Origin of the sequence: Lentzea nigeriaca, assembly GCF_016907955.1 — a bacterium.
Taxonomy (GTDB): domain Bacteria; phylum Actinomycetota; class Actinomycetes; order Mycobacteriales; family Pseudonocardiaceae; genus Lentzea; species Lentzea nigeriaca.
Genome location: NZ_JAFBCX010000004.1, coordinates 596102 through 619637, shown reverse-complemented (window position 1 = coordinate 619637; position 23536 = coordinate 596102). Strand labels below are relative to the sequence as shown.

The 23536-nt window shown below is 69.2% G+C and carries 24 protein-coding genes; 22 read left to right on the top strand and 2 right to left on the bottom strand.

Annotated elements, in window-relative coordinates; translation table 11 throughout:
* Positions 1–414 precede the first annotated feature (414 nt).
* The 11 genes from JOD27_RS17430 to JOD27_RS17380 all read left to right on the top strand — a co-directional run bounded on the left by JOD27_RS17430 (position 415) and on the right by JOD27_RS17380 (position 10096).
* Positions 415–2214, top strand: a complete 1800-nt coding sequence (locus JOD27_RS17430) for a type VII secretion-associated protein (protein ID WP_204763265.1) — start codon at positions 415–417, stop codon at positions 2212–2214.
* Between the two features lie 20 nt (positions 2215–2234).
* The gene (locus JOD27_RS17425; protein WP_204763264.1) at positions 2235–2624 is read left to right on the top strand and encodes a hypothetical protein; all 390 of its coding nucleotides are present in this window, start codon (positions 2235–2237) and stop codon (positions 2622–2624) included.
* Positions 2625–2771: 147 nt separating this feature from the next.
* Positions 2772–3080 (top strand): WXG100 family type VII secretion target, encoded by a 309-nt coding sequence (locus tag JOD27_RS17420; RefSeq protein WP_204763263.1) that lies wholly within the window; start codon positions 2772–2774, stop codon positions 3078–3080.
* Positions 3081–3132: 52 nt separating this feature from the next.
* Positions 3133–3414, top strand: coding sequence for a WXG100 family type VII secretion target (locus tag JOD27_RS17415; RefSeq protein ID WP_204763262.1), 282 nt, complete (start codon positions 3133–3135; stop codon positions 3412–3414).
* Positions 3415–3671: 257 nt separating this feature from the next.
* On the top strand, positions 3672–4115 hold the full coding sequence (gene rplM / locus JOD27_RS17410; protein ID WP_030472013.1) for a 50S ribosomal protein L13: 444 nt from the start codon (positions 3672–3674) through the stop codon (positions 4113–4115).
* Between the two features lie 26 nt (positions 4116–4141).
* Positions 4142–4657 carry a 30S ribosomal protein S9 gene (gene rpsI, locus JOD27_RS17405; RefSeq protein WP_189257508.1) on the top strand — a complete coding sequence of 172 codons (516 nt, stop codon included), beginning with the start codon at positions 4142–4144 and terminating at the stop codon, positions 4655–4657.
* Between the two features lie 189 nt (positions 4658–4846).
* Complete coding sequence (gene glmM / locus JOD27_RS17400) at positions 4847–6181, top strand: phosphoglucosamine mutase (protein WP_204763261.1); 1335 nt, start codon at positions 4847–4849, stop codon at positions 6179–6181.
* Positions 6182–6197: 16 nt separating this feature from the next.
* The gene (locus JOD27_RS17395; protein WP_307830179.1) at positions 6198–6473 is read left to right on the top strand and encodes a hypothetical protein; all 276 of its coding nucleotides are present in this window, start codon (positions 6198–6200) and stop codon (positions 6471–6473) included.
* A gap of 144 nt (positions 6474–6617) precedes the next feature.
* On the top strand, positions 6618–6911 hold the full coding sequence (locus tag JOD27_RS17390; RefSeq protein ID WP_204763260.1) for a WXG100 family type VII secretion target: 294 nt from the start codon (positions 6618–6620) through the stop codon (positions 6909–6911).
* 6 nt (positions 6912–6917) lie between these two features.
* Positions 6918–9668, top strand: coding sequence for a hypothetical protein (locus JOD27_RS17385; RefSeq protein WP_204763396.1), 2751 nt, complete (start codon positions 6918–6920; stop codon positions 9666–9668).
* Positions 9659–10096: a hypothetical protein gene (locus JOD27_RS17380; RefSeq protein ID WP_204763259.1), complete on the top strand. Its 438-nt coding sequence runs from the start codon at positions 9659–9661 to the stop codon at positions 10094–10096. The genes JOD27_RS17385 and JOD27_RS17380 overlap by 10 nt, the downstream gene beginning before the upstream one ends.
* Positions 10097–10103: 7 nt before the next feature.
* On the opposite strand, the gene JOD27_RS17375 is transcribed toward JOD27_RS17380, so the two are convergent.
* Positions 10104–10937 carry a dienelactone hydrolase family protein gene (locus JOD27_RS17375; protein ID WP_204763258.1) on the bottom strand — a complete coding sequence of 278 codons (834 nt, stop codon included), beginning with the start codon at positions 10935–10937 and terminating at the stop codon, positions 10104–10106.
* A 134-nt stretch (positions 10938–11071) separates the two neighbouring features.
* Between JOD27_RS17375 and glmS the strand changes: the two genes are divergently transcribed.
* From glmS to tsaE, 5 genes are all read left to right on the top strand, one after another.
* Positions 11072–12931 carry a glutamine--fructose-6-phosphate transaminase (isomerizing) gene (gene glmS, locus JOD27_RS17370; RefSeq protein ID WP_204763257.1) on the top strand — a complete coding sequence of 620 codons (1860 nt, stop codon included), beginning with the start codon at positions 11072–11074 and terminating at the stop codon, positions 12929–12931.
* Between the two features lie 26 nt (positions 12932–12957).
* On the top strand, positions 12958–14340 hold the full coding sequence (locus tag JOD27_RS17365) for an NAD(P)H-hydrate dehydratase (RefSeq protein WP_204763256.1): 1383 nt from the start codon (positions 12958–12960) through the stop codon (positions 14338–14340).
* 155 nt (positions 14341–14495) lie between these two features.
* Positions 14496–15581, top strand: coding sequence for an alanine racemase (gene alr, locus JOD27_RS45020; RefSeq protein ID WP_239567180.1), 1086 nt, complete (start codon positions 14496–14498; stop codon positions 15579–15581).
* Positions 15578–16675 (top strand): alpha/beta fold hydrolase, encoded by a 1098-nt coding sequence (locus JOD27_RS17360; protein ID WP_307830178.1) that lies wholly within the window; start codon positions 15578–15580, stop codon positions 16673–16675. Before alr ends, JOD27_RS17360 begins: the two co-directional genes overlap by 4 nt.
* Positions 16672–17133 carry a tRNA (adenosine(37)-N6)-threonylcarbamoyltransferase complex ATPase subunit type 1 TsaE gene (gene tsaE / locus JOD27_RS17355; RefSeq protein WP_229813136.1) on the top strand — a complete coding sequence of 154 codons (462 nt, stop codon included), beginning with the start codon at positions 16672–16674 and terminating at the stop codon, positions 17131–17133. Before JOD27_RS17360 ends, tsaE begins: the two co-directional genes overlap by 4 nt.
* Before the next feature lie 86 nt (positions 17134–17219).
* On the opposite strand, the gene JOD27_RS17350 is transcribed toward tsaE, so the two are convergent.
* Positions 17220–18569 (bottom strand): acyl-CoA synthetase, encoded by a 1350-nt coding sequence (locus JOD27_RS17350; RefSeq protein ID WP_204763253.1) that lies wholly within the window; start codon positions 18567–18569, stop codon positions 17220–17222.
* 74 nt (positions 18570–18643) lie between these two features.
* Here JOD27_RS17350 and tsaB point away from each other — a divergent pair, with 74 nt between their 5' ends.
* The 6 genes from tsaB to JOD27_RS17320 are packed head-to-tail and all read left to right on the top strand — an operon-like array spanning position 18644 to position 23536.
* Complete coding sequence (gene tsaB / locus JOD27_RS17345; RefSeq protein WP_204763252.1) at positions 18644–19324, top strand: tRNA (adenosine(37)-N6)-threonylcarbamoyltransferase complex dimerization subunit type 1 TsaB; 681 nt, start codon at positions 18644–18646, stop codon at positions 19322–19324.
* Positions 19321–19782 (top strand): ribosomal protein S18-alanine N-acetyltransferase, encoded by a 462-nt coding sequence (rimI, locus tag JOD27_RS17340; RefSeq protein WP_204763251.1) that lies wholly within the window; start codon positions 19321–19323, stop codon positions 19780–19782. Before tsaB ends, rimI begins: the two co-directional genes overlap by 4 nt.
* Positions 19772–20839 carry a tRNA (adenosine(37)-N6)-threonylcarbamoyltransferase complex transferase subunit TsaD gene (gene tsaD, locus JOD27_RS17335; RefSeq protein WP_204763250.1) on the top strand — a complete coding sequence of 356 codons (1068 nt, stop codon included), beginning with the start codon at positions 19772–19774 and terminating at the stop codon, positions 20837–20839. Before rimI ends, tsaD begins: the two co-directional genes overlap by 11 nt.
* A 36-nt stretch (positions 20840–20875) precedes the next feature.
* Positions 20876–21859, top strand: a complete 984-nt coding sequence (locus JOD27_RS17330) for a glycosyltransferase family 2 protein (RefSeq protein ID WP_307830177.1) — start codon at positions 20876–20878, stop codon at positions 21857–21859.
* Positions 21856–22290, top strand: a complete 435-nt coding sequence (locus JOD27_RS17325) for a GtrA family protein (RefSeq protein WP_307830176.1) — start codon at positions 21856–21858, stop codon at positions 22288–22290. Before JOD27_RS17330 ends, JOD27_RS17325 begins: the two co-directional genes overlap by 4 nt.
* Positions 22283–23536: a hypothetical protein gene (locus tag JOD27_RS17320; RefSeq protein ID WP_204763249.1), complete on the top strand. Its 1254-nt coding sequence runs from the start codon at positions 22283–22285 to the stop codon at positions 23534–23536. The genes JOD27_RS17325 and JOD27_RS17320 overlap by 8 nt, the downstream gene beginning before the upstream one ends.

Sequence of the window (23536 nt, the reverse complement as noted above, 5' to 3'; positions counted from 1 at the left end):
CTGCAAACGCGAATCGCGCAACGGTGTCATGTGGATCAACCAGGACTTCGCTGACCTCGTGAGCGGTGTCAGATTCCTGAATCGGTGACCATCGAGTTCCACGAGCTGAGTCCTGCGGCACTTCCAGCGGGCAAGCCAGCACCGTGGCGTTCCGGGCCCGCTGGCTGATCGCGCGATGCTGGTGGTGCTGGACGACGCAGCCGAGCTGGAGCAGATGAGGCCGTTGCACGATGACGAGGTGCACGCCCGGAGCGGGCGTTGGAGGTGGCTCGTGCGGTGGGACCACCGTGTCCAAAGGGTCGAAGTGAAGCTCGCGCTCGTGCTCGGACCCGGCCCGAACTGACCGACTTCCGCATCCGTGTCGTCCAGGCTCGCCGCATCGGGTAAGCATGTGCGCGGAAGAGGGGAAGGTGCATGAGCCTGCACGTCGCGGTCGACTTCGGCACGTCGAGCACCTGCGTCGCCGTTTCGGCCCACGGCCGGGAGCCGCAGGTCGTCGTGTTCGACGGCCAGCCGCTGGTGCCGTCCGCCGTGTTCGCCGCCGCCGACGGGACCTTGTTCGTCGGTCACGAGGCCGAACGTCAGGCCGCGGTCGACCCTGCTCGCTACGAGCCGCACCCGAAGCGCCGCGTCGACGAAGGGGAGTTGCTGCTGGGCAGCACTGTGCTGCCCGTTGTGGACGTCGTGCGCGCGGTGCTCACACGTGCGGTCGGAGAAGCGCGGCGAGTCGGTGGCGGGGCGCCGGTCGATCTCCTTGTCCTCACCCACCCAGCTGACTGGGGAACGGTTCGCACCCGAGTGCTGCTGCAGGCGGCGCGGGGGCTCGGTCGTGAGCTGGTGCTCGTGCCGGAGCCGGTGGCGGCTGCCGTCTTCCACTCCGCGAGCCATTCCATTCCCGACGGTGCCGCGCTCGCCGTGCTCGATCTCGGCGGCGGCACGGTCGACGCCAGCGTGGTGGCGCGGACGGGCAAGAGCTTCCGGGTGCTGTCCGCCAAGGGCGATCCGAGTTTCGGCGGGGCGGACGTCGACCAGGCGTTGCTGGAACACGTCGGCAGCTTGGTGGCGGCCAAGGACCCGGAGGCGTGGCGGCAGCTCGTCGAGGGCCGTGAGATGGCCGACCGGCGCAAGCGGCGGGTGTTGCGGCAGGACGTCCGTGGCGCCAAGGAGACGTTGTCCCGGCACGCCTACACGGACGTGCCGATGCCTCCGCCATTCCCTGACGCGCACGTCACGCGTTCCGACCTCGAACAGCTGATCACCGCGCCGCTCAGCCGGGCGGCCGCGCTGGTTGGGGCCGCGGTGCGCGATGCGGGTCTCGCGCCTCAGCAGCTCGCCGGGGTGTTCCTGGTCGGCGGGTCGAGCCGGATCCCGCTGGTCGCGCGGCTGGTGCACGAGCACACCCGCGTGGTGCCGACGAGCATCGACCAGCCGGAGACCGTCGTTGCGCGCGGCGCGCTGCGGGCCGTCAGCCTCGATCCCGAACGGACCGGTGGGGTGGCGCCGCAGACGCCGCCGAAGGGTGGTCCGGGTGAGGTGACGCACAACCTGCGGGTGACCGACGACACCACCCGCAAGATCACCCGGCGGATCAACCCGCCGCCCATCGCGCAGTTCCCGTCGGCGTTCCCGGCTGTTCCACCGCCCAAGAAGAAGAGCAAGGCGCCGCTGTTCATCGCGATCGGTGCGGTGGTGGTGCTCGCGGCCGCTGGTGTTGGCGGTTACTTCTGGCTGCACAAGAAGACGCAGGAGCCGTCGGCCAACCAGATCGCCGTCTACGACTACAAGTTCACCCGTCCGGACGGGTGGGAGCAGACGGGTGGCGCGCCGGTGGACCGGCAGGTGCTTTTGCAACCGATTGACCGCAAAACCACGAGTGGTGATTCGCCGGTCGACCGCATTGCTGTGCAGGAGCAAACACTTGTCTATGACAGTGGTGTGGATCGCCCTCGCGCGCTCAATGAACTGCGGGGCCAATACGAGAAGCGTGAGAAGGACGGCGACAAGGTATCCGGATTTGCCGATGCGGCCACATTCGCGGGCAAGTCTGTTGTTCACTATCGCGAAGAAGTGAGCGGTGCCGACGTCGACTGGTACATCCAGTTCGTCGGCAAGGTCCAGGTGAGCGTGGGCTGTCAGGCGACCGAGGCCGGCAAGGCAGCCGTCGCCTCCGCCTGTGAGCAGATCGTCCGCTCGCTGGTCATCAAGCCGCAGTAGCAACGTCAGGGGAGCTGCCGATGTCCGCCACCGAGGCCCTTGGCCGGTTCCGCGCAGACGTGGGAGCCGCCGTCACCCGTGCCCGCCGGGCCGCCGGTGAGGTGGGAGAACGCAACGCCAAGCTGCGGGAACGCACGCGTGAACTCGCCAGGCAGGCACGTGAGCGCAAGGTCGAGCCTGGCGCTCAGGCCACTTCTTCCGACGTACGTGAGGCGGCCACGGGGTTTCGCAACGACCGCGGACTACCCGTCGAACAGGTTCCGGATGCCGCTGAACTGACCCCGCCGCCTCCTGTTGAGACCAAGCCCGTGGCCACTCTCGGTTCCACCGCCGTCGCCGGTCCGAGTGGTCAGCTTCCCCGTCCGAGTGACGATGACGAGGACTTTTCGCAGTCGCGAATCCTCTACTGACCCTGGTTTCACCCGGAACCGTTTACTTGAGCAACTACTTCGAAAGAAGTCGCGACAGGGTGGAACCGGCATGGCAGGGTCTTGCGTCGGAAGAGGCGTACGAACCAAGAAGTACGACCTGAAGTTCTCTGAAGGGGGATTCTCCCAATGACGGGTACCAGCGTTACTACCGATGACCTCGACCGCCTGGCGAAGCACATCCTTGAGATCGACGAGCAGACCCAGGGCACGCTCCGCTCCGTGCGCAGCGCTGCTGACACGGTCCGCGGCTCGTGGGACGGCACGGCGGCCCAGGCGTTCACGCAGCTGATTGAGCGCTTCGACGATGACACCCGGAGGGTCCAGGAGGCTCTGCGCAGCATCGCCGAGCAGATCTCGGAGTCGGCCAAGACCTACATCCAGAACGAAGAAGCGCAGACGAGTGCGGTTAGCGACATCGCGGGCCGTCTCGGCTGATCTGCCCAGGCCTTCGAACCCGTACATCAGACTTTTAAGGGGAGAATAAGAAATGGCGATCAAGGTTACGTTCGGTGAGCTGATCAACTGCTCGTCGCAGATCTCCAGCGGTGCCAAGCAGGTCGAGCAGCAGCTGAACGACCTCCAGGCCGAGGTCACGAAGACGCTGGCCACCTGGGAGAGCTCGGGCTCCGAGGCCTACCAGCAGGCGCAGGCCAAGTGGACCCAGGCCGCCACCGACCTGCAGGCCGTGCTGGCCTCCATCGGTTCGGCCACCATGCAGGCCGCCGAGGCGTACAAGCAGGCTGAGGAAGCCAACACCCGTCGTTGGTAAGACCCCCTGCGGTACAGCTAGACCTTCGTGAGCCCCGGAACCACGTGGTCCGGGGCTCACGTACGTCCGGGGGTGGGGCGTCACAGGGGGCCGTTTTGGTCCCCGCACCACCCATCCGGTATCTTCTTACGTTGTTGTGCGGTAGCTGGCGCCCGTGTGCGCCGCGCCTGTCTCGGAACCACCGCTTGGCCTGTCCAAGATCGGTCTGGGGCAACCGCCGCAGTGACCCCAGACGCAAGTGACGACGAGGTAGACCCGTGCGCACGTACAGCCCGAAGCCCGGTGAGGTGACCCGCACCTGGCACGTGATCGACGCCCAGGACGTGGTGCTCGGCCGGCTCGCCACCCAGGCCGCGACGCTGCTGCGCGGCAAGCACAAGCCGACCTACGCCCCTCACGTTGACACCGGTGACTTCGTGGTCATCATCAACGCTGACAAGGTCGCCCTGACCGGCTCGAAGCGGGACCAGGAGTTCCAGTACCGCCACTCCGGCTTCCCCGGCGGTCTGCGCAAGCAGTCCTTCGGCGAGGTCCTGGACACCCGTCCGGACCGCCTGGTGGAGAAGGCGATCAAGGGCATGCTGCCCAAGAACCGCCTGGGCCGTCAGATCGCGAACAAGCTGAAGGTCTACAGCGGACCGAACCACCCGCACGCGGCGCAGCAGCCGCAGGCCTTCGAGATCAAGAAGATCGCCCAGTGAGCGACGAGTACACCGAGGAAGTTCCTGTGACCACCCCTGAGAACGAGACCCCTGAGGTCGAGGCCGAGGTTGTCGAGGCTCCCGAGGCCGAGGCCGCCGAGGCTGAGGTCGTCGAGACCTCCGCGCCGGTGGTCGCGCCCTCGCTGAACGGCGCCGCGCACCTCGCGCAGACCGTCGGCCGCCGCAAGGAGGCCGTCGTCCGCGTCCGCCTGGTGCCCGGCACCGGCAAGTTCACCCTGAACGGCAAGGCCCTCGAGGACTACTTCCCGAACAAGGTGCACCAGCAGCTCATCAAGGAGCCGCTCGTCACCGCGGAGAAGCCCGAGACCTTCGACGTCATCGCCAACCTGCGTGGCGGCGGCATCACCGGCCAGGCCGGTGCGCTGCGTCTCGCCATCGCGCGTGCGCTGATCGCCGTCGACTCCGAGGACCGCCCGGCGCTCAAGAAGGCCGGCTTCCTCACCCGTGACCCGAGGGTCAAGGAGCGCAAGAAGTACGGTCTCAAGAAGGCCCGCAAGGCGCCTCAGTACTCCAAGCGCTGACGCTCCATCGCTGGGAGGGTTGTGTCTGCATTCGTCAGACCGCTGCTCTTCCACGGTGACTGCGGGGACACCCCGCATCCCGAGCGCCCCAGCTGTACCTGCGGGAGCAGCAGTTCACCTCGAACTGCTGCTCCCGCAGTGTTTTCCGGGTCTTTCCCGTCGCCTCGCAGTGTCCAATTCGGAGGATTCATGGCCCGCCTGTTCGGCACCGACGGAGTGCGTGGTCTCGCCAACGCCGATCTCACGCCAGAGCTCGCGATGTCCGTCGCCGCCGCAGCGGCACGAGTGCTCGCTGAGCACGACCGTTCCCACCGCCCGGTCGCTGTCGTCGGCCGCGACCCCAGGGCGAGCAGCGAGATGCTCGACGCCGCCGTCACCGCGGGCCTCACCTCGGCCGGTGCGGACGTGCTGCGCGTCGGAGCCCTGCCCACCCCGGCCGTCGCCTACCTCGTCGCCGCTCTCGGCGCCGACATCGGCGTGATGATCTCCGCCTCGCACAACGCGATGCCGGACAACGGGATCAAGCTCTTCGCCGCGGGCGGTCACAAGCTGCCCGACGAGGTCGAGGACGAGATCGAGCAGCTCATGGGTACCGGTTTCGACCGTCCCACGGGTGCCGCGATCGGCAGGGTGCGCGACGTTCCCGACTCCGAGACCCAGTACGTCGAGCACCTGCTCAAGGTCACGCCGCACCGCCTCGACGGCCTCAAGGTCGTGGTGGACTGCGCGAACGGTGCCGCGTCGGTGGCGGCGCCGGACGCGTACCGCCGCGCCGGGGCCGAGGTGATCGCGATCAACGCGACCCCGGACGGGCTCAACATCAACGACGGCTGTGGCTCGACTCACATCGAGGTCGTGGCCGCCGCGGTTCGCGAGCACGGTGCCGACCTCGGCATCGCGCACGACGGTGACGCCGACCGCTGCCTCGCCGTGGACGCCGAGGGCAACGTCGTCGACGGCGACCAGATCCTCGCGATTCTCGCCCTCGCCATGCGCGACGCGGGTGAGCTGTACGAGGACACCCTCGTCGCGACCGTGATGAGCAACCTCGGGCTGCACATCGCGATGAAGGAAGCCAAGATCCGGCTCCGCACCACCGCGGTCGGCGACCGGTACGTGCTGCAGGACCTCAAGGCAGGCGGCTACTCGCTCGGGGGCGAGCAGTCCGGCCACGTGGTGCTGCCCGCGCACGCCACCACCGGTGACGGCCTGCTCACGGCGCTGCGCCTGATGGCCCGCATGGCCGAGACTGGCAAGTCGCTCGCCGACCTCGCCTCGGTGATGCGCCGGCTGCCGCAGGTCCTGATCAACGTGAAGGTCTCGGACAAGGCCGCCGTCGCCAAGGCGGCGTCGGTCAGCGAGGCTGTCGCCGCCGTCGAGGCCGAGCTGGGCGACACCGGCCGCGTGCTGCTGCGCCCGTCCGGCACCGAGCAGCTCGTGCGGGTGATGGTCGAGGCCACGAGCCACGAACAGGCGGAGTCGGCAGCGCAACGTCTGGCTGGTGTGGTTTCCTCGGTCCACTGAGGATCTCGGAGGACCCGTGGCTGCCTGGATGGTGCTGTTCTTCCTGCTCGTGCTGGTTGTGGTCGGGGTGGTCCTGGTGGTCGTGCTGACCACCAGGCGCAAGCCGCCGCAACAGGCGTACCCGTACCACCAGCAGCAGTTCCCACCTGGACAGCCCGGTTACCCGCAGCAACCGATGCCAGGTCATCAGCCGTACCCGCAGCAGTCGCCCTACCCGCCCCACCCCGGCTATCCGCCGCCTCCGCAGGGGTCGTACCCGCAGCCTGGTCAGCGGCCGCCCGATCAGTGGTGATCGTCGGCGGATGCCGCCGAATGGCTGTTTACTAAGGCAACCGACATCACGGAGCTCCGGTCAGCGCACGACCGGAGCTGGCACTGTATGGCGGAACCCGATGAGGCCGAATTGCGTCAGATCGGGGACAAGGGGAGGCGAGGCATGTCTGGGTTCGGCGTACAGTCCGGCGATTTGACCAAGGCGGCGGGGACGTACGAGGCAGAGGGATCACAACTGATCTCCATGAAGGCCTCGATCACACCGGGCGTGGGGGCTGGTCAGGTAGGACGCAAGTTCCAGGCCGTCGCTGCCCAGTACAAGACCTTCTTCGACCAGTTCGGCGCGAGCGTGGAGAAGTTCGGGCAGGAGGCCAATGGCATCGCCACGCGCCTGAAGGACGTCGCCAAGTCGTACGAGTCGACCGAGGCGCACTCCTCGGGTCAGTTCAAGGGGTAACGAGTCGTGGCGGACCAGAACGAGATCAAGAAGCTCCTGGACGACCCGAATGTCACCCCGGAGACCAAGAAGCAGCTCGTCCGCGCACTCGCGGGTGCCGGCGCTCCCCAGGAAGAGGTCGAGCGCTACGGCAAGGCGAACGGCGTCGAGGTGCCCGACGACCCGAGCGTGGGCGACCACGTGGTGGGCACGCTGCTCGCGCCCCTGACGTTCGGCTTCAGCGAGACGCGCAACATCGCCAAGGAGGGCGCGCACGCCGCGTTCACCATGGAGGGTGGCGACGCGGACAAGCTCGTCAACAAGGCCAAGGAGGAGCGCGAGCTCGGCTCCACCCAGAAGGTGCTGAACGAGCAGGGCGACGTTCCGAACAGCAACACGCTGCTCGACGCAGGCGCCCCCGGCCTGCGCTTCTTCGAGAAGTTCATCCCGGTCTACGCCAAGGCCGCGCCGGCGTGCGGGCACCAGGGCGCCGCGCCGAACCTGCAGAACGACATCTACCGCGCCTACGACGAGGTCCGCGACATCGACTTCGCGAAGTTCCGCGAGGACGCGCACAAGCTCGGCGAGAACGTCAAGAAGATCCAGGAGCACGACAACCAGCTCGGCAGCGCCTGGAACGGGCTCGGCTCGTGGGAGGGCCCCGCCGCGGAGGCCGCGCGGGGGTACCACGACAAGTTCGCCAACACCTCGAAGACGTTCGTGCAGCAGGCGGGCACGGGCCCCGGTGCGATCACCGGCGGCGTGACCAACATGCAGAAGCACGTCAAGGACTTCGCGCAGCAGATCCACGACCAGTACTCGGAGAAGTGCGGTGGACTGACCGTCGAGGAGGCCGAGGAGGCCATCCGGCACGCGAACGGTGACGTCTTCCCGAACGACGGCGGCATCCTCGACTGGCTCTACGGCGTCCAGAGCGACCTCAAGAACTCCGTGCTCGGCGCGATCTGCGGCGGCCCGCTCGGCATCCTGTCCGGCCTCGGCTGGGGCGGCTGGATCGCCGACGTCCGCGACAAGATCATCAGCGACGCCAAGGAGAAGCTGAAGGCGCTCTGCCAGGAGTTCGACAGCAAGAAGAAGGCGTTCGACGGCTACTGCCAGGCCGTGCAGACCGGTGTCGACGGCGACTACAAGGCAATGTTCCAGGGCATGACGACGGCCTTCGGCGGAGACCCGTTCGGCAAGGTCGGCGAGCCGCCGTCGTTCACCGAGGCGGACAAGGAGCGCAAGCCCGTCAAGAACGGTGGTGGCGGCGGAGGCGGCGGCACGACCGGTGGTGGCGGCGGTGGCGGCGGTGGCATGCCCGAGATGCCCAAGCCGGAGAACCCGCTCGACAAGAACGGCGACGGCAAGCCCGACGTCCCCGGTGACACCGACGGCGACGGCAAGCCCGACGACTTCGACGGCGACGGCAAGCCGGACAACCAGGCCAAGCCGGAGGAGAAGCTCGAGACCGTCACGGTCAAGGCCGGCGACAACACGATCAAGGTCACGGAGCCCGACTCGAACGGGCACGTGAAGATGACCATCGACACGCCGAAGGGCGAGCCGAAGACCTACGACCTGGACTTCAGCAAGAACCCCGAGGCCGCCAAGGCCCTGATGGGCCAGAACGGCACGCAGGCCATCACGAACATGGCCAACACGCTCACCGGCTCGACGCCGTCGAACCAGACGGCGCCGGGTGCACCGGGCGCCACCGGCAACACGCCGGCGCCGGGTGGCGGCGCGGCACCTGCGGGCGGTCCGGCGGGTTCGGAGTCGAACCCGATCCCGGTCGAGGTCGGCGCCGACGGCAAGATCCACATCGAGCAGGACGGCGTCAACTTCACCGCCGAGGTCAACGCCCAGACCGGCGAGATCAACCTGACCGCGGACAACGGCGACGGCACGCCCGACCAGATCGGCGTGAGCTTCGGCGAGGACGACAACCCGGCGGCGCACACCCCCGGCTCCGAGCAGGGCGAGGGCGGTCGTGGTGAGGGTGGTCGCGGTGTGGACGGGCCGGGGCTGAGCGACGGTCTTCGTCTCCCCGAGTCCGACTTCCCGCAGCCGGTTCCCGCCGACGGCGGCTTCACGACGATGCCCGCCGAGGGCGAGTTCCAGCCGATGCCGGCCGAGCGGGAGTTCCAGACGATGCCCGCGCAGGCTCCGGCCGCCGAGCAGCCGATCTGGAACCCGCCGGGCCAGGAGGGCCAGCCAGGCCAGCCGGGTCTGGGCGAGCGCTTCCAGGAGTCGGTGGGCCGCAGCTACATCGAGGACAACGGCATCATGCCGAACGTCGGCGAGCCCAAGATCCACGCGTCGGAAGGCCCGCTGTACGCACAGGCTTCGGACAGCACGGCGACCTCCGGTGTCTCCTTCACCGGCGGGGGTCACTCGAGCGGCGAGTCGGTCCTCGGCAGCTCCACCCCGGACGCCGCCTTCAGCGGTCAGAGCCAGGGCGACAGCGGCAGCGGCTTCGACACCAACGCCTCCGAAGCCGGTCAGCCCGGCTCCGCGAGCCTGCCGTCCATGCAGGACGGTGCCCACCAGGGCCCGACCGGTGCGGCCGGCGGCATGATGGGTGGCGGGATGATGGGTGGCGGCATGATGGGCGGTGGCGGCGCCGGGGGTGGTCAGCAGGGCGGCGACACCGAGCGTGGTGCCAGCCAGTGGCGCACGACCGGCACGTTGTTCGACGACGACAACAACAACCCGTTGAGCGTGCAGACCGTGCTGGGTGACGAACGAGGAGAGGCCGCCAACCCATGGCGATGATCGGGGAAGTCGACCCGCGCATCCAGATGCTGTTCGACGACAACCTGGCCAAGACCCGGCGTGCCACGGCCGAGGTGTCGGCCGAGCTCAAGGCCGACCAGGATCGCCTGGCGGCCGAGGCCAAGGCGCGCGAGGAAAAGCGCCAGCGGGACATCGCCGACGCCCGCGAGAGCGCCGAGAAGGCCTCCAAGCAGGGCGAGCAGCAGCAACCGCGCAAGCCCCAGTGGGAACGTCCCGAGCGCGGCGCCGGGGAGATGGCGTTCGGGCCGGAGGACGACGACGGCGGCTACCAGGCCCAGAGGCCTGTTGTCCCGACGCCTCCCGTGGCGCCACCGCCACCGCCTCCGGTCGCGCCGCCGGCCCGCCCGCGCCGCCCGGCACCGGTGGACGATGACGACGACCTCAGCGGTCAGACCTGGCTGAGCTGACGATCCGTCAGGCGGGGCGCCTGCGCAGAGCGTCCCGCTGGAAGACGAGGTTCGCGTTCCTCACGTCGCTGTCGAGCAGTTCGTCGTAGCGGCGCTCGCCGGTCAGCACCCGCAGCAGGAACGCGGTCACGAACGCGCGGCCGAGCTTGTGCGATCCGCGCTCGGCGTGCCCGTCGAGCAGCAGTTCGCTCCAGTGCCGCCCCTCGGTGAACCCGAGGTGTGACGCCTTGGGCAGCAGGCGGAACTGCACGGGCCCGCCCCACGCCTGGGCGATCGCCTCGGAATGCCCGACGGGGGGCGCGATCCGGTCCTCACCAGCCGCGAGGTGCAGGCCCGGCACGGTGACCTCACGTGCGGCGTCGAGCGCGGATGGTCGCGTCTCCGTTGCGGCCAAAGTCACAACGGCCCTGACCCGGTCGGCTTCGGACGCCGCCAGCACCGCCGCACCGCCACCCATCGAGTGTCCGGCGAGCGCGACCCGAGCCGGGTCCACGCTGATCTCCCCGGATCCGAGCCGCATGCCGGTGCAGATGTCCACAGTGGTCAGCAGGTTGGCCGCCAGCACCCGTGCCGACAGCAGCGGTCCGCGTTCCACGGCCGGTGCCGCGGCCACGAAGCCCCACGACGCCAGGTGGCGCAAAAGCCCGTGGTAGCGGCGGACGGGCTGCATCCAGCCGTGGCCGAACGAGACGGCGGGAAGACCCAGGCCCGACCGCGGCGTGAAGATCACGCCCGGCAGGCCGACGAGTGCGAGATCGCCGCGCAGCACCGGGTGCGGACCGGGCCTGCTGAGCTCCTCGAGGGCCTGTTTCGCGGTCAGCGTGATCACGCGGCGAGACATGGGGTGAACCGTAGTCGATCCTGTCGCGCACACCACATTCGAGATTGGTCTACACCATCCGTGGCTCTGACCAGCGATGACGCGCCGTCCTCACTCATTAGGGTTAGCGGCGTGGTCTAGCTAGTCTGTTTCTCGTGTGCGGAATCGTGGGATACGTGGGTCACCGGGCGGCGCTCGACGTCGTGCTGGACGGGCTGAGGCGGCTCGAGTACCGGGGTTACGACTCGGCAGGCGTTGCTGTCATCAGCGAGGGCGACCTGGCCGTCGAGCGCAAGGCCGGCCGGCTGCAGAACCTGGAGACGAGGCTCGACGAGGTGGGCCGCGACAACTTCGCGGGCACCGTCGGCATGGGGCACACGCGGTGGGCGACGCACGGCGCGCCGATCGACCGCAACAGCCACCCGCACCGCGACGCGACGAACCGCGTCGCCGTGGTGCACAACGGCATCATCGAGAACTTCGCCGTGCTGCGTGCCGAGCTCGAGGGGCTCGGCGTCGAGATGGCGTCGGACACCGACACCGAGACGGTCGCGCACCTCGTGGCGCTCGCCTACAACGAGGGCGACACGAAGGGCGACCTGCCGGCCAGCGTGCGCAAGGTCGTGCGCCGCCTGGAGGGCGCGTTCACCCTCGTGTTCACGCACGCCGACGAGCCGAACCAGGTCGTGGCTGCCCGCCGCAACTCCCCGCTGGTCGTGGGTGTCGGCGAGGGCGAGCACTTCGTGGCGAGCGACGTCTCCGCGTTCATCGCGCACACCAAGGAGGCCGTCGAGCTGGGTCAGGACCAGATGGTCGTGATCACGCGCGAGGGCTACGAGGTCACCGACTTCGACGGCGAGCCGGCCGAGGCCAAGCCGTTCACGGTCAACTGGGATCTCAGCGCCGCCGAGAAGGGCGGCCACGAGTACTTCATGCTCAAGGAGATCGAGGAGCAGCCGGACGCGCTGGCGAACACGCTGCGCGGCCACTTCTCGAACGGCCGGATCGTCCTCGACGAGCAGCGCCTGTCGGACCAGGACCTGCGCGACGTCGACAAGGTCTTCGTCATCGCCTGCGGTTCCGCCTACCACTCCGGTCTCGTCGCGAAGTACGCGATCGAGCACTGGACCCGCCTGCCCGTCGAGGTCGAGCTCGCCTCCGAGTTCCGCTACCGCGACCCGGTGCTCGACCGCGACACGCTCGTCGTCGCCGTGTCGCAGTCGGGCGAGACCGCGGACACGCTGGAGGCCGTGCGCCACGCCCGTGCGCAGAAGGCCCGCGTTCTGGCCGTCTGCAACACGAACGGCGCGCAGATCCCACGCGAGTCCGACGCCGTCCTCTACACGCACGCCGGCCCGGAGATCGGTGTCGCGTCGACGAAGGCGTTCCTCGCCCAGATCGCGGCGAACTACCTCGTCGGCCTGGCGCTGGCGCAGGCCCGTGGCACCAAGTACCCGGACGAGGTCGCCCGCGAGTTCGCCGAGCTGGAGGCCATGCCGGAGGCCGTGCAGCGCGTGCTCGGCACCGTCGAGCAGGTCCGGCAGCTCGGCCGTGAGCTGGCCGACTCGAAGGCCGTGCTGTTCCTCGGCCGCCACGTCGGCTACCCGGTGGCACTGGAGGGCGCGCTCAAGCTCAAGGAGCTCGCGTACATGCACGCCGAGGGCTTCGCCGCCGGTGAGCTCAAGCACGGCCCGATCGCGCTGATCGAGGAGAACCTCCCGGTCGTCGTGGTCATGCCGTCGCCGAAGGGCCGCGCCGTCCTGCACTCGAAGCTGGTGTCGAACATCAGCGAGATCCAGGCCCGCGGCGCCCGCACGATCGTGATCGCCGAGGAGGGCGACGAGACCGTGCGCCCGTTCGCCGACCACCTGATCGAGATCCCGGCCGTCCCGACCCTGCTGCAGCCGCTCATCTCGACGGTGCCGCTGCAGGTGCTGGCCGCCGAGATCGCGCGCAGCCGCGGCTACGACGTGGACAAGCCCCGCAACCTGGCGAAGTCCGTTACGGTCGAGTGAGTTGACCCCGTCGGGCAGGGGGATTTGTGAGGAGTGTCTGGCACACCGAACGCGTCAAGGCCGCTGAAGAGGAGCTCATGGCGGTGGTCCCGCCGGGCTCGTTGATGCGCAAGGCAGCGTTCGGTGTGGCCACCCACGCCCTGAGGCTTCTTGCGGGACGTCGCCGCGTCACGTTGCTCGTCGGTGCGGGCAACAACGGCGGCGACGCCCTGTGGGCCGGCTATTTCCTGCGCCGCCGCGGTGTGGCGGTGTCCGCTGTGCTGCTCAACCCGGCCAAGGCGCATGCCGAGGGCCTCGCGGCTTTTCGCCGTGCCGGTGGCCGGGTCGTCTCCTCCGTGGGTGACCCGGACCTGGTCATCGACGGGATCGTCGGCCTGTCCGCGCGCGGTCCGCTGCGTCCGGACGCGGCCGCTCTGGTCGACTCGGTGCGTGCGCCGATCCTGGCCGTGGACCTGCCGTCCGGGATCGACCCGGACACCGGCGAGATCACCGGTCCTTACGTGCGTGCGCACACCACGGTCACGTTCGGCTGCCTCAAGCCCGTGCACGCGCTGGCGGAGTGCGGTGAGGTGCACCTGGTCGACATCGGGCTGCGGCCCAAGGATCCGGACTTCGTGCTGCTCGACCGCTCGGACATCGCCTGGCCGGTACCGGGCCCGTCCGACGACAAGTACACGCAGGGCGTCACGGGCGTCGCGGCCGGCAGCGCGACCTATCCGGGTGCCGCCATGCTCTCGACGGGCGCCGCCGTGCTCGCCACGTCGGGCATGGTCCGCTACGCGGGCCCCGCCGCCGACGCGATCCGCGCCCGCTGGCCCGAGACCATCTGCACCGGCTCGATCGGCGACGCAGGACGCGTGCAGGCCTGGGTCGTCGGACCGGGTATGGGCACCGGCTCGTCGTCGGACGGTGTGCTGAGGTTCGTGCTGGAGGCGGGCGTGCCGGTGATCGCGGACGCCGACGCCATCACGCTGCTCGCGCAGCACCCCACGCTGTGGGACGCCCGCGACCCGGACACCCCGCTCGTGCTGACGCCGCACGACCGTGAGTTCGAACGGCTGGCCGGTCCGGTCGGCGGCGATCGGGTCGGTGCGGCGCGGAAGGCTGCTCAGCGCTTCAACGCCGTGGTGCTGCTCAAGGGACATAGGACCGTGGTGGCGGCGCCGGACGGACGGGCGCTGGTGAACTCGGCGACGTCGTCGTGGCCTGCGACGGCCGGTTCGGGGGACGTGCTGTCGGGGATCATCGGGGCGCTGCTGGCCGCTGGCGTGGATCCGTTCCTGGCAGCTGGTTATGCCGCGTATGCGCACGTGCTGGCGGCCGAACTGGCGGCGGACGGGGCTCCAGTGCCCGCATCGGGTCTGCTGGAGGCGATCCCGGCCGCGATCCGGGTCATCCGAGGCCGCTGAGCTGCACCTTTGCCGAGCTTCCCGATCTTGTCGGTGCTGCCTGGGAGAATGAAATCAGGGGACCCCCTGGAGGGGACCCCTGCGTGAGCGCGGGCTATACCTGCGAGTTGCGCCATAGTCCCTGTTCGCGCCTGTCATGGCACGATGAACGGGTTATGGCCCGTTCAGAAGTGGTTGTCGACCTCGGTGCGTTGCGGCACAACGTCGCACTGCTCGTGAGCCTTGCCCCCAACGCCGACACGATGGCTGTCGTCAAGGCGGACGGCTACGGCCACGGCGCGGTGGAGGTCGCCCGCGCCGCGCTCGAAGCGGGCGCGACCTGGCTCGGCTCCTGCTCCACGCAGGAAGCCCTCGCGCTCAGGGCGGCAGGCATCCGGGCACCGATCCTGGCCTGGCTCGACGCCCCGGACGAGGACCTGGCCGCCGGCGTCGCGGCCGATGTCGACATGTCGGTTTCCTCCCTCGAAGACCTGCGCCGCGTCGAGCAGGCCGCGGAGGAGGCCGACGCCAGGCCGAGGATCCACCTGAAGATCGACACCGGCCTGAGCCGCAACGGCTGCCAGCCGCACGACTGGCCGCAGCTCGTCGAGGCCGCGAAGAAGCACGAGGTCGTCGCCATCTGGTCGCACCTCGCGTGCGCTGACGAGATCGGCCACCCGTCGGTCGACCTGCAGGCCAAGAGGTTCGACGACGCCTACGAGGTCGCCAAGGCGCACGGGCTCGACCCGAAGCGGCACCTCGCGAACTCGGCGGCCCTGCTGACGAGGCCCGACCTGCACTTCGACCTGGTGCGGCCCGGCATCGCGATCTACGGGCTGAACCCCGTGCCGACCGACCACGACCTGCGTCCGGTGATGAGCTTCCGGTCGCACGTGGCACTCACGAAACGTATCCCCGCCGGGGAGTCGGTCTCCTACGGGATGACATGGACCGCGCAGCAGGACACGACGCTGGCGCTGGTGCCGGCCGGGTATGCGGACGGTGTCCCGAGGGCGCTCTCCGGCCGGATGGAGGTGCTCCTGGCGGGCAGGCGCCGTCCGGTGGTCGGGCGTGTCTGCATGGACCAGATCGTCGTGGACTGCGGGAACGACGAGGTCGGCGAGGGCGCGGAGGTTGTCCTGTTCGGCGACGGGCGCCGGGGCGAGCCGACGGCGACGGAGTGGGCAGAGCTGACCGGCACGATCGACTACGAGATCGTCTGCGGGATGTACCGGCCGCGGGTGCGGAGGATCTACACGTGAAGCCGGTGTGGAAGGTCGTCGGGTGGGTCAGCGGTGCGCTGGGTGCCGCGGTCGCGGGTGCTGCCGTGGCGCAGACCGCGAAGGTGTCGCACGAGCGCAAGAAGGCCACCGACAGTCTCGCCGACGAGCCGTTAGGGCAGCTCCGGCCCGATCGTGAGTCGACGGTGGCCGCGGACGACGGCGTGCCGATCTCCGTCGAGGAGGTCGACCCCGGTGACGGGCTCGAACCGGACATCACCGTCGTGCTGGTCCACGGCTTCGCGCTGGACCGCCGCTGCTGGCACTTCCAGCGCCGCGACCTGCAGGAACTGATCGACCCGCGGGTCCACCAAGTGCTCTACGACCAGCGTAGCCACGGCCGGTCCGGGCGGTCGGCGCCGGAGGCCAGCACAATCGAGCAGCTCGCCCACGACCTCGACGCGGTGATCCGCTCGGTCGTGCCGGACGGACCGCTCGTGCTCGTCGGCCACTCGATGGGCGGCATGACGATCATGGCGCTGGCCGAGAAGCAGCCGGAGCTCTTCGCCGAACGGGTGCGCGGTGTCGCGTTGATCGGCACGGCCGCCGGGGCGGTGGGCGGTGCTGGGCTGCCGAAGTCGGTGCTGTCGCGGTACAACCCCGTGACGCTCGGCATCGGCCGGCTCGCCGGTGTGCAGCCCGGTCTGGTCGAGTTTGTTCGTAAAGGCGCGAAAACACTGACGTGGAGCGGAATTCGCGCGTTGGCGTTCGGTGACCGCAAGGTCGCACCGTCCATTGTGGACCTCATGGAGCAGATGATCAACGGGACGACGGTGAAGGTGCTCACCGAGTTCCTGGAGACCCTCGGCACGCACGACCGCTACAAGGCGCTCGCGGGGCTGCGGCACTGCGAGGTGCTCATCGTGAGCGGCGACACGGACAAGCTCACGCCCTTCTCGCACGCCGAGCGGATGGCGGAGGAGATGCCGCACGCCACGCTCGTCCGGGCCCCCGGTGCCGGGCACATGGTGATGATGGAGCAGGCTGACCTCGTCAACGACCACCTGGTCGCGCTCGTCGAACGCTGCGCGGCCGATCGCGGAGAGAGTCGGAAGAAGTGGTGGCGCCGAGCGTGAAGACCGTCGAACTGCCCCTGGTGGAGGACACCGAGGAGTTCGGCCGCAGGCTGGGTGAGGTCGTGCGGGCGGGCGACCTGCTGCTGCTCGCGGGGCCGTTGGGTGCGGGCAAGACGGCACTGGTGCGCGGACTGGCGCGCGGCCTCGGCGTGCAGGGCAGGGTGTCGTCGCCGACGTTCGTCATCGCCCGCGTGCACGAGCCGGCGGAGGGCGGCCGCGGCGTGCCGCTCGTGCACGTCGACGCGTACCGGCTCGGGGGCCACCTGGACGAGTTGGACGATCTTGATCTGGACACGGATCTGGTCGACGCCGTCGTGGCCGTCGAGTGGGGCGAGGGCATGGCGGAACGCCTGAGCGAAGATCATCTCCTCATTCGGCTGGAGCGCGGAATCGACGACATTCGGACAGCTCAGCTCATCCCGCACGGCGAGTGGACAGCTCGTACCCTGCCTGTGTGACGCGTTCTCGCCGCTGCACGAGGGGGCACGCGCCCGGCCAAGCCGCACGCAACGACAACTCGACCGGCTGATCCACGACCGTCCTCTCAGGACAGTTCCCGCTTGAGCACCTTGCCCATCTCGTTGCGCGGCAAGGCTTCCAGATAACGCACGACCCGCGGCCTCTTGTGCGGCGACAGCAACTTCGCGACGTGGTCGGCTAGAACGGTCGGCTCCGGCGCTTCGCCCGCCGGTACCACCCAGGCCACGATCCGCTCGCCGAGGTCGTCGTCCGGCTCGCCCGTCACCGCCACCTCGGCCACCGCCGGGTGCTCCAGCAGGGCGTTCTCGATCTCGCCCGCGCCGATCTTGTAGCCGCCGCTCTTGATGAGGTCGGTGGCCCTACGGCCGACGATGCGGATGTACCCGTCGGGATCGCGCACGGCCATGTCACCGGTCTTGAACCAGCCGTCCCGGAACGCTGCTTCCGTCGCGTCCGGCCGGTTCAGGTACTCGAGGAACAGGTTCGGCCCGCGCACCTCGATCTCGCCGATGGCGCCGATGCCGACGTCCTGGCCCTGCTCGTCGACCACCCGCACGTCGACGCCGTCGACCGGCAGCCCGACCGCGCCGGGCCTGCGGTCGCCGTCGAACCGCACGCTGACGTTCATCAGCGTCTCGCTCATGCCGTACCGCTCGACGATGCCCTGTCCGGTGGCCTTGGCGATCCGCTCGTGGTCGCTCGCCGGCAACGCCGCCGACCCGGAGACCAGCAGGCGTGCTCGCCGGAACTGGTCGGCCAGCGCGGGATCCTGCTCCACCGCCTCGGCGATGCGGTGGTACATCGTCGGGACGCCGAACATCATCGTGGCGCCGGTCGCCAGCTCGTGGCCGATGGCGGCGGGTGAGAACTTCACGTGCCGCACGGAACCGCCGAGCCGCAGCACACCGAGGACGCCGATGCCCAGCCCGTGCACGTGGAACAGCGGCAGCCCGTGCACCAGCACGTCGTCGCCGGTCCACTGCCACGCGGCGGCGAGCGAGTCGATGTTCGACGTCAGCGCCCGGCGGGGCAGCACCACACCCTTGGGCGGACCGGTCGTGCCCGAGGTGTAGATGATCAGTGCGGGCGTCTCGGGGCCGGGCTCGGGGAACGCGCCCGGCGTGCCGAACACGATCGGTTCGTCGCGCAGCACCAGGTCAGGCTTGCTGTCGCCGAGGATGTGCTCGAGCTCGCGCTCGCCGATCTTGGGGTTGAGCGGCACGATCGCGACGCCCGCGAGCAGTCCGGCGACCACCGAGACACAGGTCTCCAAAGTGGACGTCGCCCAGGCAGCGACGCGCGTGTGGCCTCGCAACCGTTCGGCCAAAGTGCCCGCCGCCCGGTGCAGCTCGGCGTAGGTCAGGGACTTCTCTCCGAAGCGGAGGGCTTCGCGGTCACTCGGGTCAGCGAACATGGATCAAGCCTGATAGACCTGGCTGGAGGGCGCATCGGAAGTGTGGCTTCGACCACGTACTACTCTGGACAATCGTGCTAGTGCTCGCCGTCGACACGGCCACCCCCGCAGTCACCGCCGGTGTGGTCGAACTCGCGCCCGACTCCCCGCCGCGCCTGCTCGCGAAGCGGGTGACGCTCAACGCCAAGGCGCACGGCGAGCTGCTCACCCCGCATATCAGCGACTCGCTCGCAGAGGCGGGCAAGACGTACGCCGACCTCGACGCCATCGTCGTCGGCACAGGTCCAGGCCCCTTCACCGGCCTGCGGGTCGGTCTCGCCACCGCCGCGGCGCTCGGCCAGGCGCTCAACCGCCCGGTCTACCCGGTCGCCACCACGGACGCGATCGCCAAGGACGCTGCCAGCGGCCGCCCGCTGCTCGTCGCGACCGACGCGCGGCGCAAGGAGGTCTACTGGGCCGCCTACGACGCCGCCGGGCGCCGCACCGACGGCCCGCACGTCGAACGGCCGCAGGACCTCGCCGAGAAGCTGCCGAAGCTGGGCGTGCACCACGCCACCGGTGAGGGCGCGGAGATCTACCGCGAGATCCTCGGCTTGGAGCTGCTCCAAGCGAAGCACCCGACGCCGGAGGGTCTGGTCGCCGCCGCGGCCGCCGAGGTGCTCGCGAAGGCCCGCCCCGCCGCGCTCACGCCGCTCTACCTGCGCAGGCCCGACGCGGTCGAGCCCACCGGGCGCAAGCGGGTGACCAGGGCATGACCACCGGCACGGTCACGCTCGCGCCGCTGCGGCACGCCGACGTGCCCAGGTGCCACGAGATCGAGCTGGAGCTGTTCCCCGGCGACGACCCGTGGAGCGAGAACGCGTTCCACAGCGAGCTCGACAACGGCAACTACTACGTCGGTGCGTACGCGGACGACGAGCTCATCGGGTACGCGGGGCTTGCCGCGAGCGAGTACGAGGCCAGCGTGCACACGATCGCGGTGATCAAGCACTGGCAGGGCAGGGGCGTCGGAAAACAGTTGCTCCTCAACCTGTTGGCTCGGGTCGACGAAATCAACGTTCCGGTCTATCTCGAGGTCCGCACGGACAACGAACCCGCGATCGCCCTGTACCTGGCGCACGGCTTCGAGCACCTCGGCGTGCGCCGCCGCTACTACCAGCCGTCGGGTGCCGACGCGTACACGATGGGAAGGCCAGCTCAAAGTGACCAGTGACAAGAGTGGCCGGTTGATTCTCGGCATCGAGAGCTCGTGCGACGAGACGGGCGTCGGCATCGTCCGCCTCGGCCAGGACGGCTCGCTCGAACTGCTCGCCGACGAGGTCGCCTCGAGCGTCGAGGAGCACGCCCGCTTCGGCGGGGTCGTGCCGGAGGTGGCCTCCCGCGCCCACCTCGAGGCCATGGTTCCGACCATGCGCCGCGCCCTGGACGCGTCCGGTGTCGAGCTCGCCCAGATCCACTCCATCGCCGTCACCGCGGGGCCCGGCCTCGCCGGTGCGCTGCTGGTCGGTGTGTCCGCCGCGAAGGCCTACGCCGCCGCGCTCGGCAAGCCGCTCTACGGCGTCAACCACCTCGCCGGCCACGTGGCCGCGGACACGCTGCAGCACGGCGCGCTGCCGAACCGCTGCCTCGCGCTGCTGGTCTCCGGTGGCCACTCCCAGCTGCTGCTGGTCGAGGGCGGCCTGGCGAACTCGATCACCGAGATCGGCTCGACGGTGGACGACGCCGCAGGTGAGGCGTACGACAAGGTCGCGAGGCTGCTCGACCTGCCCTACCCCGGCGGCCCGCCCATCGACAAGCTCGCCAAGCAGGGCAACGGGTGCGCGATCGCGTTCCCGCGTGGCCTCACCGGCCCGCGCGACGCGAAGTACGACTTCTCGTTCTCCGGCCTGAAGACCTCCGTCGCCCGCTGGGTGGAGCGGGCGGAACGCGCGGGCGAGGAGATCCCGCTGGCCGACGTCGCCGCGTCGTTCCAGGAGGCGGTCGCGGACGTGCTGACCGCCAAGGCGATCCGCGCGGCGAAGGACCTCAAGGTCGACACGCTCGTCATCTCCGGCGGTGTCGCGGCGAACTCGCGCCTCAGCGGCCTGGCCGCCGAGCGCTGCGCCGAGGCCGGTATCGAACTGAGGGTGCCGAGGCCCCGGCTCTGCACCGACAACGGCGCCATGATCGCCGCTCTGGGCGCCCACCTGGTGGCGGCCGGTGCCAAGCCGTCCCCGATGGACCTGTCGACGACGCCCGGTCTGCCGGTCGGAACGGTGCAGATACTCTGACCCCATTCCTGGGCGGCCCTGAAACTGGAGTGAGCGGTGAGCGCTGAACCCATGCGCACGATCACGTACCTGTTCCCGATCTACAACGAGGCCGGGAACATCGATCTGCTGCACAAGACGGTTTCCGAGGTCGTGAAGCCGCTGGAGGACCGGTACCGCGTCAACTTCATCTACGTCAACGACGGCAGCCGCGACGACTCGCTCGCGCTGCTCAACGCCGTCGCGGACGCCGACGACCGGGTCACCGTCATCGACCTCTCGCGCAACTTCGGCCACCAGCTCGCCGTGACCGCGGGTCTCGACCTCGCGGACGCCGACGCCGTGGTGATCATGGACAGCGACATGCAGGACCCGCCCTCGGTGAGCCTCGAGCTGATCGAGAAGTGGGAGCAGGGCTACGACGTCGTCTACGCCCAGCGCCGCTCGCGCCAGGACACGGCGTTCAAGAAGGCCACCGCGCGGGCGTTCTACTGGTTCCTGCGCAAGGTCGCCGAGATCGACATCCCGGAGAACACCGGCGACTTCCGCCTCATCGACCGCAAGGTCGTCGAGGAGCTGCGCAAGTTCCGCGAGCACAACCGGTTCCTGCGCGGCCTGGTGAGCTTCATCGGCTTCCGCCAGACCGCCGTGCAGTTCGACCGCGACAAGCGCCACGCGGGCGTCACCGGCTACCCGCTGCGCAAGATGCTGCGGTTCGCCGCGGACGGCATCGTCGGCTTCTCCGCCGCGCCGCTGAAGCTGATCTCGAAGGTCGGCTACTTCATCTCGTTCCTCGCGTTCCTCGGCATCTGCTACGTCGTCGGCGTGAAGGTGTTCCTGCCGGACACCGCCGTTCCCGGTTGGGCGTTCATCACCAGCGCCGTGTTCTTCCTCGGCGGCATCCAGCTGATCATGCTCGGCGTGCTCGGCAGCTACGTCGGCCGCATCTACACCGAGGTGCAGGGCCGCCCGCTCTACAGCGTGGCGTCGGTGCGCACGGGGACGAACGTGCCGAACGACGCCAGGGCCCTCGCGTCGTGAAGAAGCTGCTGAGCGCCCAGCAGCTGCGCTTCGGCCTGGTCGGCGTGGGCAACACCCTCGTCGACCTGGTCGGCTACACGGTGCTGTTCGCGCTCGGCACGCCGCTCGTGATCGCGAACCTCATCTCGACCACGATGGGCATGGCGCTGAGCTTCACGCTCAACCGCAGCTTCACGTTCCGTGCCTCCGGCGGCGGCATGGTTCGCCAGGTGCTGCTGTTCGTGCTGGTCACGGGCATCGGACTGTGGGCGATCCAGCCGCTGGTCATCGTGCTGACCAGGGACCTGTTCGCCGGCCTGCCGGAGACGCTCGCCATCGCGGCACCCAAGTTCGTGGGCATCTGCGTCGCCCTCGTCTGGAACTACGTGCTCTACAGCCGGCTCGTGTTCCGCCCGGTCGAAGAGCCTGTAAAGGAACCCGTTCATGACTGACACCGCGATCCGCGAGCCGGAGGTCGTCGCCGACGAGGCGCCGAGGCCGGCTCCCCGGTGGAAGACCGCGCTGACGGGCGACTTCGCGAAGGTCCTCCTGCTGGTGGTCGCCTGGCAGGTCTTCATGACCGTGCTCGGCCGCCTGATCGAGCCGCTGATGCCGGTCTTCGAGGGCACGCCGCCGTCGTCGCGCACCGTCGACACGCTGCTCTCGCACACGCACCGCTGGGACGCCGAGAACTTCACCGGCATCGTCGAGGGCACGGCGTACCAGAACATCCCGACGTCGCAGGCGTTCTACCCCGTCTTCCCGCTGTTCGTGTGGCTGGTGAAGATGGCGTTCTTCGGCAAGATCGGCACGCTCGTCGCCGGCTTCATCGTCAACACGGTCGCCCTCTGGCTGGGCGCGGTGGCGCTGCTGAAGATCGCCCGCAACTTCCTCGCCGGCGAGCGCGGGCCGTGGATCGCCGTCATGGTGATGCTGACCCTGCCGTCGGCGTACTTCCTGCACGCGTTCTACAGCGAGTCGGTCTTCATCGCGCTCGGCTTCTGGGCGTACCTCTTCGCGTTGCGCAGGCAGTGGGTCTTCATGGGCCTGTGCCTGATGCCGCTGACCGGTGTGCGCATCACGGCCGTGCTGTTCGTGGGCCTGTGCTTCCTGGAGTTCTGGCGCAGCAAGGACTGGAAGTTCCGCGGCCTGCTGTCGTGGCACCTGCTGTGGTTCCCGCTGAGCGCGGTGGGGTTCATCGGCTTCGCGATCTACCTGAAGATCCTGGTGAACGACCCGCTGGGCATGACGAAGGCCTACTCGAAGGCACCGGCCTGGGCGTACCACAAGTTCAGCCCGAACATCTTCGCCACGCTGTACGAGCAGACCAAGGTCGTTTTCAAGATCTTCACCGGCAGGTTCGAGCTCGCGGGCTGGTCGGTCGCGAACTACGTGGTGCCGTGGTTCGGTCTCATGCTGCTGATCGCGTGCTCGCTGTACCTGCTGGCACTGCGGCGCGGAGACCTGGTCCCGGTCGGCCTCTACGGCCTCGCGTCGGTGGTCATGCTGACGCTGAACCAGAACCTGGTCTCCGTCCACCGCTACCTGCTGCCGTGCTTCGGCATCTACCTCGCGCTGGTGCTGCTCGGGCAGCGGGTTCCCGCGTTGAAGTCGGTGGTGTACGGGGTCATGTACGTCGGCCTGACCGTGCAGACCCTGTTCTACCTGCAGTTCGTCGCGGGTCTCTGGACCGGCTGA

Excerpts from the sequence above, each read along its gene's own strand:
- alr (WP_239567180.1), top strand. The coding sequence starts at position 14,496 with ATGGCCCGTTCAGAAGTGGTTGTCGACCTCGGTGCGTTGCGGCACAAC.
- JOD27_RS17390 (WP_204763260.1), top strand. The coding sequence starts at position 6,618 with ATGTCTGGGTTCGGCGTACAGTCCGGCGATTTGACCAAGGCGGCGGGG.
- rimI (WP_204763251.1), top strand. The coding sequence starts at position 19,321 with ATGACCACCGGCACGGTCACGCTCGCGCCGCTGCGGCACGCCGACGTG.
- JOD27_RS17430 (WP_204763265.1), top strand. The coding sequence starts at position 415 with ATGAGCCTGCACGTCGCGGTCGACTTCGGCACGTCGAGCACCTGCGTC.
- JOD27_RS17320 (WP_204763249.1), top strand. The coding sequence starts at position 22,283 with ATGACTGACACCGCGATCCGCGAGCCGGAGGTCGTCGCCGACGAGGCG.
- JOD27_RS17415 (WP_204763262.1), top strand. The coding sequence starts at position 3,133 with ATGGCGATCAAGGTTACGTTCGGTGAGCTGATCAACTGCTCGTCGCAG.
- glmM (WP_204763261.1), top strand. The coding sequence starts at position 4,847 with ATGGCCCGCCTGTTCGGCACCGACGGAGTGCGTGGTCTCGCCAACGCC.
- JOD27_RS17375 (WP_204763258.1), bottom strand. The coding sequence starts at position 10,937 with ATGTCTCGCCGCGTGATCACGCTGACCGCGAAACAGGCCCTCGAGGAG.
- JOD27_RS17420 (WP_204763263.1), top strand. The coding sequence starts at position 2,772 with ATGACGGGTACCAGCGTTACTACCGATGACCTCGACCGCCTGGCGAAG.
- JOD27_RS17380 (WP_204763259.1), top strand. The coding sequence starts at position 9,659 with ATGGCGATGATCGGGGAAGTCGACCCGCGCATCCAGATGCTGTTCGAC.
- JOD27_RS17425 (WP_204763264.1), top strand. The coding sequence starts at position 2,235 with ATGTCCGCCACCGAGGCCCTTGGCCGGTTCCGCGCAGACGTGGGAGCC.
- JOD27_RS17350 (WP_204763253.1), bottom strand. The coding sequence starts at position 18,569 with ATGTTCGCTGACCCGAGTGACCGCGAAGCCCTCCGCTTCGGAGAGAAG.